This window comes from Microcystis sp. LE18-22.4A (assembly GCF_027531105.1).
GTDB classification, from domain to species: Bacteria; Cyanobacteriota; Cyanobacteriia; order Cyanobacteriales; family Microcystaceae; genus Microcystis; species Microcystis aeruginosa.
In genome coordinates this window covers 1-9,187 of record NZ_JAPZRB010000146.1, presented here as the reverse complement: position 1 = coordinate 9,187, position 9,187 = coordinate 1, and the positions used below count along the sequence as shown (strand labels likewise).

Genomic DNA, 9,187 nt, shown 5'->3' with positions numbered 1-9,187 from the left:
CAGAGGTGGTTCTCTCCTCAGACTTTCGCTCCCTTACAGAAGCCTGTTTTCGTATGCCCTACGATACAGTTCAAAACCTCTAAAATAATTGGTTTCTCTGGTACTTGACGCTTAGAGCTTTTACCTATAGGAGCATTCCCCAATAGAACCCCATAACTCTAGTTTTCAAGGTGCGTTCATCGGTTGATGACTGGGTTTTTTAAGCGGTTGCTTACCCGGCCCGCTATTCTTAATATCATACATCACATAAAGTCGCCCTAAAAGGGCGAGGCTTTAAACCCAATTTTTCGGTAAAACCAGTATTGAATACAAGGTTGGGTTGACCCAAGGAAACCCAACAAAGAGTAGCCTTTGGGGTGGTTGGGTTTCGCTTTTTCAAGCGAATTGAGCTATTTTCGCCCCAGTCTTGTTTCGCTCAACCCAACCCACGAGGCTTAGACTCACAGTTTCAATCAATGAGCATGGTGCGTTCCCCAAAATCGATCGGTGGAGCGGTAGAAGTTGCATTAGGGAACGCACCCTACGGCGATGGCGATCGCTCTAACGGCTGAGTTCAGCCGCCACAGAGAATCTTCAACTTCTATCAGATCATCTCTAGGCGGTCGGATGCAACGATTTGTTATGCGGTTGACTGCGAGGTTTGAGTGGAGTCGAAATAATTTGTCTGCTGCTAGTGGATTGTTTTTTACGAAGATCATTGCAAATTGCTTGCAAATCATAGTTAAAGGACTTCGCGTGTTCTTCACGTATTCTGTAAATTTCTTCTAGAACTTCATCTTTCCACATAATTAATCTCCCATTAGTTCATTAGGTGTACAAATCGTTGGCAGATCATATCCTGCTTCTATACTTATTTGTGCTAGTTTCTTTTGTATTTGAGCATTGGCAATATGCTTACAGTTCCAAGTTAAAAGATAGTCAATTCCGTAAAATGTAGCAACTCCAATATGAAGCGCATCATCAGAGGCTTTAGGGGGGGGAGATATAAAGCGTAAATTGCTCTCGGCGTGTGTCCCACCACTTTTGGGTAATCCCCAAGTTTGCCATGAGGATCAAGTTATTGCTGAGTCTGGCTGTTAAGTAACCAACCACGCTAGTTTCAACGTAAACAGTTTCGCTCATTTGAAATGCGCTAGTTAGATCTGTATTTTATCCCAATCTGTGCAAAACTGTCGCTAGGAAGCGATGCGCCCTGCTACGCAGTGCCTTCGGCATCGCACTAACGTTGTTAGACCGTTCCACACCCGATTAGCTTAAACTGTTCAATGACTGAATTACGACTATTCCAGCCTCGATCGCATCAAGTTGCATCCGATAGCCGTAGAGTAAACTCATACCGACCAAAGGTTCTGTTTCGGCTGCGTTAACATCAATATACCGATATTCACCGTCCCAAATAACAAGACCACTGTAAACGTCAAAGATACAGGTACTTCCATCCCCTAATGTTCCCTCTTCACGGCTATACAACCGTAAGTTGAGGCTGTTGATTACTGTCAGAGGTAAGGTCAAAAAGCCTGTGAACCCTGTATCAATAACAGCATCAATTACTTGCCTCTGTTTACTTTCATTGCTTACGACTAACCTAAGCCTTGCCTCGCAGTTTTGATCAACAATTCCGTTCATCATAAAGTTAAAGCAGACGACCTAAGCCAAAGCGGTGAACGCCTTTATGTCCAATTCGGACACGCCAGATTTGAGCATCAGGGTTTCGTTCAAGCAATCGATTAGAAGCAGTTATTGTGTCATTGGCAAGCTCAAAAGCACCTGTTTCGATATCTATGGCTACAATCTTCCCATGATTGCCTTCCTCGACTTGGGGGCGCACCTGAGATTGATAAATCTCATTACCACGTCGAGCGAATTCTTCTTTGCTGTAGCGGAGTTGATTAACTGTCATTGTCCTGACCCCGTTGCCACTTTTGCCCCTCCATTTTAACCTAAACATTGGCAATCTTCGCTAACATTCCCCAACTGGGCCCACAAGAGCGGCATCGCACTTAAACCCACAGTTTCAATCAATGTGCATGGTGAGTTCCCCAAAATCGATCGCTGGATCGGTAGGACTTGCATTAGGGAACGCACCCTACAAGATTGCGCTCTGCTACGCAGTGCCTTTGGCATCGCACTATATTAATCTGTGAAGTCACACAGCAACAGGCAACTTTGAAAATTCACCAATATTTCAGCTAACGGTGAAGTTAGGTTAAGCGAGTTTGCAAGAAAAGAAGTCGAATTATTGAACCGATTTGATTCATTGAAGTCTACTTATTAAATCACCACGTCGAAATGTTGCAGATAGCTGCTGCAAGGAAATCTCTTGTTCTCCATAAAGATCCTGAAGTGCCTGTTTAATATCCTGTAATGAAGCATTAAAGTAACTCTCACCATTTTGATCAATAAGCATTTGGGCTGATTGAAAATTTTGATGACTAATATCTTTCATCTGAACTTTCATATCAGCCAAAAGTTTTTGTCCCATCTGCATTGCAATAAAGCAGGAAGCATAGCGGACAAAATCTGGGTCAGTAGACTCAGGTCTTTTGCGGCGGTTTTCTGCAATTCTGTAAAGCTGAACAGCTATTACGATTTGCGCTCCATTTAATTGATCAGTAAAGATTGTATCATACAGTTTCCCAAAATGTTCACGAGAGAAAAACTTTGCTTGATGAGGTTTTCTTCGCCAAACGGATAATACTGCCTCAGCAGCTACTCCTGAAGTAATATCAGCAGAGCGAGTAGGAGTATTGGAACGTTTAGGCCTGTAGTTAAATCCTAATTGCTCAATATCCTTTTCCAATATTTTCTGGCGCTCATCATTAGCACGTAAATCTTTGAGGTCTACTGGATTTTGGCTATTGGTTGCGTAGGTAATTCTTTGAACTAAACCTTCATTTTCACGAGGCAATTGATAGAGTCTTAAAAGAACAAAAGCTTGGGCATTTTGATGAATTAAATCTGGTTCTCGCAAGGTTTTAAATATGGTCATACACGTTTGACCACCGTTAATGATTTGTAAATTCTCAACACGCACTTTGTAATCGCCATCTTGCAATGCGTTGTATGAGAAACTATCACAAGTCAACGTGACCCCGTTATTATAAAAGTAAAAATTGTTTTTTTCATCGCTAGTTAAAGTATGACGGATACCCTCATTTACGCGATTTCCTTGTAAACCCAAGTAGCGACGAATATTGCGCTCTAATAAACGTTCTCCATGTCGCTCTATAAGTGTGGCAATTTCTGTCACCGAAATTCTACCCAACAGTACTCGGCTAAACTCCATATCTTCCACAATAGCTTTGCCACTTAGCTGCAAAGTATCTTTTACGGGTTTAGAAGCTTGAAGAATTTTGACTAAACGCTCGTGATTAACATATTCCCATGTCACCTGATCTCCAAACTCAGCACGATCAATAGCCTCTTGAGCAGATAAATTCCATTTCAGCCCATTGTTGCAAGCTATTGTCCGAACTTGGGGAATATAGCCATCCCGGATTAGGCTACGAGCTTCTTCCACTTTCACAAGCAGTCGTTGATTAATATGTTCTAGTTTGGCTGCTGGATTAAATAAGTAATTAATTGCGTTTATTAAACTTTTTATACCTTCTTCAGGAAAGTTAGAGTTTCCTTCTAGGTTGTTCTTATATTTTGCCTGAAATAAACTAACTGTAAATTCACCGTCATATTCTTCTGAGATATGTATAGCATCTACTCCAAAGTCACCACCTCCTTCTGTTAAGCAATCAAAAACATCATCTCCATCTAAATCTAAAATGGTTTTAACGCACAGATATACAAAAGCCAAAGACTTAAGCCGGCCTTCATCTGTGATTCGTAGTTCTTCAGAAGCTTTTTGACGAATGTCTTTGCTAACTGATACTAAGCGTTGGTCGATGATGGATATATTAATATTCATGTACTTATTTAACGAACATATTTAAATAGCTTATTTTATTGTGCCTAACTACATATTATACGAAAACTTTCTGCATAACAGTCTCCAGAGTAACGATATGGGTCAACTTTCTGTATGTTACACCGACATACAACATATATACTCATTTGTCAATAGGTAGTAATATTTAATCTGCTTATACTTCGAGTTTTGACCGGAAAATGGGCGATCGATAGTCAAGCGATCGAGAGATGGGGATGACCACGAGCCTAGGGGATCATGCAAGGGTGAACCACTTATCGGCAGGTTTCCAGGCCGCTCCCCAATAACTGATCACTGAAAGAGGGCTAAACTAAAAAGCCGTGCTAAAATCAGCATATCTAGGGTCGCTTGTGTAGGTGATGGATAGGCTATGTTTGAAAGATTTACGGAAAAAGCCATTAAAGTAATCATGCTCGCCCAAGAAGAAGCCCGCCGCCTTGGCCATAACTTCGTGGGAACAGAGCAGATTTTACTAGGACTAATTGGAGAGGGAACGGGAGTTGCCGCCAAAGTCCTCAAGTCCATGGGTGTCAATCTCAAAGATGCGCGCGTGGAGGTGGAGAAAATCATCGGTCGCGGTTCCGGATTCGTAGCCGTGGAAATTCCCTTCACCCCCAGAGCCAAACGAGTTTTAGAACTCTCCCTCGAAGAAGCCCGTCAACTGGGCCATAACTATATTGGCACAGAACACCTCCTTTTAGGACTAATTCGCGAAGGGGAAGGTGTGGCAGCTAGGGTTCTGGAAAATCTCGGCGTGGATCTCTCGAAAGTTCGCACCCAAGTGATCAGAATGTTAGGGGAAACCGCCGAAGTGGCCGCCGGTTCATCTTCCCAAGGTCGCACTAAAACCCCCACTCTTGACGAATTCGGTTCCAATCTCACCCAAATGGCCAGCGAGGGTAAACTCGATCCCGTGGTCGGCCGGCAAAAGGAAATCGAGCGCGTCATCCAAATTCTCGGTCGTCGTACCAAAAATAACCCAGTCCTAATCGGAGAACCGGGGGTAGGTAAAACAGCGATCGCAGAAGGATTGGCCCAACGCATCGCTAACAAGGATATTCCCGACATTCTCGAAGAAAAACGGGTTGTCACCCTCGATATCGGCTTGTTAGTGGCGGGAACCAAATATCGCGGCGAATTTGAGGAACGCCTCAAAAAAATCATGGACGAAATTCGCCAAGCGGGTAACGTCGTCCTTGTTATCGATGAAGTTCATACTCTCATCGGTGCCGGGGCAGCCGAAGGAGCGATCGATGCGGCCAATATTCTCAAACCGGCTTTGGCCCGGGGAGAACTACAATGTATCGGGGCGACGACCTTGGATGAGTACCGCAAACATATCGAACGGGATGCGGCTCTAGAAAGACGTTTTCAACCGGTTATGGTCGGTGAACCCTCCGTAGAAGAAACGATCGAAATTCTCTACGGTCTCCGGGAACGCTACGAACAGCACCACAAACTAAAAATCTTAGATGAGGCCCTGGAAGCGGCGGCGAAATTGTCCGATCGCTACATTAGCGATCGCTTCTTACCGGACAAGGCGATCGATTTAATCGATGAAGCTGGTTCGAGAGTGCGCTTGATTAATTCCCAATTGCCTCCAGCAGCCAAGGAATTAGATAAAGAACTGCGGCAAATTCTCAAACAAAAAGATGACGCGGTGCGCGGTCAAGACTTCGAGAAAGCTGGGGAATTGCGCGATCGGGAAATGGAAATCAAAACCCAGATCCGGAATCTCGCTTCCACCAAAAAAGGCGAAGATGGCAACGATGAACCCTTTGTGGATGCGGAGGAAATCGCTCACATCGTCGCTTCTTGGACTGGGGTTCCCGTCAACAAACTGACCGAAACCGAATCCGAGAAACTGCTGCACATGGAAGATACCCTGCATCAGCGTCTCATCGGTCAAGAGGACGCAGTAAAAGCGGTGTCTCGTGCCATTCGTCGCGCTCGCGTCGGTCTGAAAAATCCCAACCGTCCCATTGCTTCCTTTATCTTCTCCGGTCCAACGGGGGTAGGTAAAACCGAGTTAACTAAAGCTCTGGCCGCTTATTTCTTTGGTTCCGAAGATGCGATGATCCGTCTCGATATGTCGGAATACATGGAACGGCACACGGTTTCTAAGTTAATCGGTTCACCTCCGGGTTATGTTGGTTACAACGAAGGGGGACAATTAACGGAAGCGGTGCGTCGTCGTCCTTATACGGTGGTGCTATTCGACGAAATCGAAAAAGCTCACCCCGATGTCTTCAATATGCTTCTGCAAATCCTTGAAGATGGACGTTTGACCGATGCCAAAGGTCGCACGGTGGACTTTAAAAATACCCTGTTGATCATGACCTCGAACATCGGTTCTAAGGTGATCGAGAAGGGTGGCGGTGGTTTAGGTTTCGAGTTTGCCGATAATCAGGCCGAGGCCCAGTATAATCGCATTCGATCGCTGGTTAATGAGGAATTAAAACAGTATTTCCGCCCTGAATTCCTCAACCGTCTTGATGAGATTATTGTCTTCCGTCAACTGAATAAGGAAGAAGTCAAGGAAATCGCCGAAATCCTGCTCAAGGATGTGTTTAAACGTCTGACAGAACAAAATATTACTTTGTCTGTCACCGATAAGTTTAAAGAACGCTTGATCGAGGAAGGTTATAATCCGGCCTACGGCGCTCGTCCCTTACGTCGTGCGATTATGCGTCTATTGGAAGATGTTCTGGCTGAGGAAATTCTCTCCGGACGGGTTTCTGATGGGGATACGGCCATGGTCGATATCGATGAGGAAGGTAAGGTGAAAGTAATTTCGGGGGAAAGACGCGAGTTAATCGCTCCCGTGATCGAATAAATTCTCACTGGAATTAGTTAAATACAGGGTGGGCTTTTTGCTCACCTTTTCTCGTAAAAATAGGGAAAAAGTGCGATGAAAGTCTGGGTTGTGGGTTGTGTTTTGTTATTTTTGTTGGTGGAATTTTATCAGTGGGCAAAGGGTTTTATTTTACCTTTACCTATCTATATTTTTGCCGGAGCTTTACTATCGATCACTTCTAATTATTCTCAAGATATGAGCAATTTATTTGCTAGAAATGAACAGGTTTATCAAACTGCTAGTTTAAGTGATGTTCCTCCTATTTTGACGGCAGAAACCGCAATTACCAGCCTAGAAGCGGCAGATCAGAAGATAGTAAAAAGCGGGATCGCTGAATCAAGACATGAATACTAAATTGTGCCTCCTATCCACAAGTTACCTTAGTGCTAGGTTTTAAAAATTGCCGAGAGGACAATTGATACTTAAAATCAGCAACGCCCTATAACTTTTCAAACAGCTTCTAAGAATAGATGATCATGAAAACAGTCACAAAATTAGCTCTTATTGCCCTACTCTGGATAACAATAATCAATCCTGCCAACGTACCTCCAGATACCGATGTTAGGCTAAAAATGGCCCATGCCCTGTGGACAGGAACTGAAGAGGTTTCTTTACCCCCAAATTATCGTCCTTCCTCTCGATTAGAGCCTGTTGGTGTTTTAGGAGTAGATGGAAAACGATATGAACATTATGATATGGGACAATCTTTATTAATGTTGCCCGCAGATTGGATTGGCACTCAACTCTCTAAAGTTTTTCCTAGTATTAAGCCTTATTTATTACGAGAATTTGCGGTTAGTTTTCTTGTAGTTATCCCTCTAAATGTATTAGTTGTTCTCTCTTGTTATTGGTTACTTAGACTATTTGATTTTCAGGAGAAAATTGCGGCATCTGCTAGCTTGATTTGGTTGCTAGGTACTACCGTTCTCCACTATGCACAAACTTTTCAACAAAATAATCCAGTCCTACTTTGTGTGATTTTAGGTTATGCTTGTGCTTTAGCTTATATTAAAACTAACAAAGTACCTTATGTTTTTTTGAGTGGATTGGCAATCGGAGCAGCTATTATAATTCGCTCGACAACTATCATTTATGCTCTCACAGTTTTTGGGTTTCTAATTAGCTGTCTAATTTATAAAAATTTCAAGCTGAATCAAATCTTTAAGACAGCCATACTCTGGAACTTCGGCTTATTTCCCTTCTTTTTTATGAGTAGATTATTTAATTACTTACGCTTTGGGGATTTTTGGACAACGGGAACATCCTTACTCATGGAGCAAATCCGCAATGGAGCAATCTTTTCAGGGTTGCCAGAATTGCCCCCTAATTATCCTCTCATACACCCTCCCTACGTTGGTATTCTCGGCGTTCTCTTCTCACCAGCTAAAAGTATATTTATTTACGACCCCTTTCTTTTACCGTGTTTAGTATTGGGGATTATTTTATTTAACAAATTAACACCTTATATACGAATATATTTTATTTCCTCAATTTTCGCACTTGTCTTTCATATTATCTTAACCAGCAAACTGGATTTCTGGCATGGAGATGGTTCTTGGGCTGCTCGTTATCACGTTACCTCAGTTCACCTACTACTTCTTCCCTTAATAGCTTTGCTAATCTTAGAGATGTTATCGGTTAATCGGCTCAAACGATGGTTAATTAGCAGCTTGGTTGTTCTTTCTATTTTGGTTCAATTTGCTTCTCTTGTCTTTGACCCTAGTGTAAATAGTGGTGTGGTCATCTTTGCAGAACCAAAAAGTTTTTTGAGGTTTCGTTTAGCTGAACGTATCGACAGTGTTAGTTGCTTAATTGGTCTTTCTCGATCCCAAAGTTGCTTAACTGAGGAAAAGTACAGTAAGTCTGCTCTCGCTGGTAGAAAGTACAGTAAGTCGGCTCTCGCCAGTAGGGTGTATTTCTGGCCTCTTAAATCCAACAAAGCGCAAGGATTGCTCTGGAAAATTTGGGGATTCCTCTTGATCACAGCTTTGATCAGCACTCTACTTTTCCTGGTGATTGGGTAGTAGTGATGGAGACTTAATATCTTGCTCGTCCCTTACGTCGTGCGATTATGCGTCTGTTGGAAGATGTTCTGGCTGAGGAAATTCTCTCCGGACGGGTTTCTGATGGGGATACGGCCATGGTCGATATCGATGAGGAAGGTAAGGTGAAAGTAATTTCCGGTGAAAGACGTGAGTTAATCGCTCCCGTGATTGAATAAATTCTCACTGGAATTAGTTAAATAGGGTTTGCTGAAAAAGTCATTGAAAAGTACAGGTCTCTTAATCAATGATTTCACTTAGCTACAAGCATAAGCTTTAGTTGTTGATTAATTTTTAAGTTATAACTTATCCTAATCATTGACCGAGAAAAAGTGCTGTTTTTCCATT

The 9,187-nt window shown here is 42.8% G+C and carries 5 protein-coding genes and 3 pseudogenes; 4 read left to right on the top strand and 4 right to left on the bottom strand.

Going from position 1 to position 9,187, the window contains the following annotated elements:
- Positions 1-788 precede the first annotated feature (788 nt).
- The 4 genes and pseudogenes from O9295_RS06650 to O9295_RS06635 all read right to left on the bottom strand — a co-directional run bounded on the left by O9295_RS06650 (position 789) and on the right by O9295_RS06635 (position 3,919).
- A pseudogene (locus O9295_RS06650) lies at positions 789-1,122 on the bottom strand (type II toxin-antitoxin system VapC family toxin).
- Between the two features lie 126 nt (positions 1,123-1,248).
- On the bottom strand, positions 1,249-1,629 hold the full coding sequence (locus O9295_RS06645; RefSeq protein WP_288032434.1) for a clan AA aspartic protease: 381 nt from the start codon (positions 1,627-1,629) through the stop codon (positions 1,249-1,251).
- A gap of 4 nt (positions 1,630-1,633) precedes the next feature.
- A complete protein-coding gene (locus O9295_RS06640; protein WP_147071344.1) occupies positions 1,634-1,900 on the bottom strand; it encodes a hypothetical protein in 267 nt (88 codons plus the stop codon).
- 354 nt (positions 1,901-2,254) lie between these two features.
- Positions 2,255-3,919: an AIPR family protein gene (locus O9295_RS06635; RefSeq protein WP_079206595.1), complete on the bottom strand. Its 1,665-nt coding sequence runs from the start codon at positions 3,917-3,919 to the stop codon at positions 2,255-2,257.
- Between the two features lie 391 nt (positions 3,920-4,310).
- Between O9295_RS06635 and O9295_RS06630 the strand changes: the two genes are divergently transcribed.
- From O9295_RS06630 to O9295_RS06615, 4 genes and pseudogenes are all read left to right on the top strand, one after another.
- Positions 4,311-6,776 carry an ATP-dependent Clp protease ATP-binding subunit gene (locus O9295_RS06630; protein ID WP_002732350.1) on the top strand — a complete coding sequence of 822 codons (2,466 nt, stop codon included), beginning with the start codon at positions 4,311-4,313 and terminating at the stop codon, positions 6,774-6,776.
- A 75-nt stretch (positions 6,777-6,851) separates the two neighbouring features.
- A pseudogene (locus O9295_RS06625) lies at positions 6,852-7,132 on the top strand (hypothetical protein).
- 141 nt (positions 7,133-7,273) lie between these two features.
- The gene (locus O9295_RS06620) at positions 7,274-8,821 is read left to right on the top strand and encodes a hypothetical protein (RefSeq protein ID WP_288032432.1); all 1,548 of its coding nucleotides are present in this window, start codon (positions 7,274-7,276) and stop codon (positions 8,819-8,821) included.
- Between the two features lie 17 nt (positions 8,822-8,838).
- Positions 8,839-9,018, top strand: a pseudogene (locus O9295_RS06615) (ClpB D2-like domain containing protein); the annotation flags it as partial.
- Positions 9,019-9,187 lie beyond the last annotated feature (169 nt).

What these genes read in the sequence shown, in the direction of transcription:
- O9295_RS06630 (WP_002732350.1), top strand. Translation starts at nt 4,311, where the DNA reads ATGTTTGAAAGATTTACGGAAAAAGCCATTAAAGTAATCATGCTCGCC.
- O9295_RS06635 (WP_079206595.1), bottom strand. Translation starts at nt 3,919, where the DNA reads ATGAATATTAATATATCCATCATCGACCAACGCTTAGTATCAGTTAGC.
- O9295_RS06640 (WP_147071344.1), bottom strand. Translation starts at nt 1,900, where the DNA reads ATGACAGTTAATCAACTCCGCTACAGCAAAGAAGAATTCGCTCGACGT.
- O9295_RS06620 (WP_288032432.1), top strand. Translation starts at nt 7,274, where the DNA reads ATGAAAACAGTCACAAAATTAGCTCTTATTGCCCTACTCTGGATAACA.
- O9295_RS06645 (WP_288032434.1), bottom strand. Translation starts at nt 1,629, where the DNA reads ATGATGAACGGAATTGTTGATCAAAACTGCGAGGCAAGGCTTAGGTTA.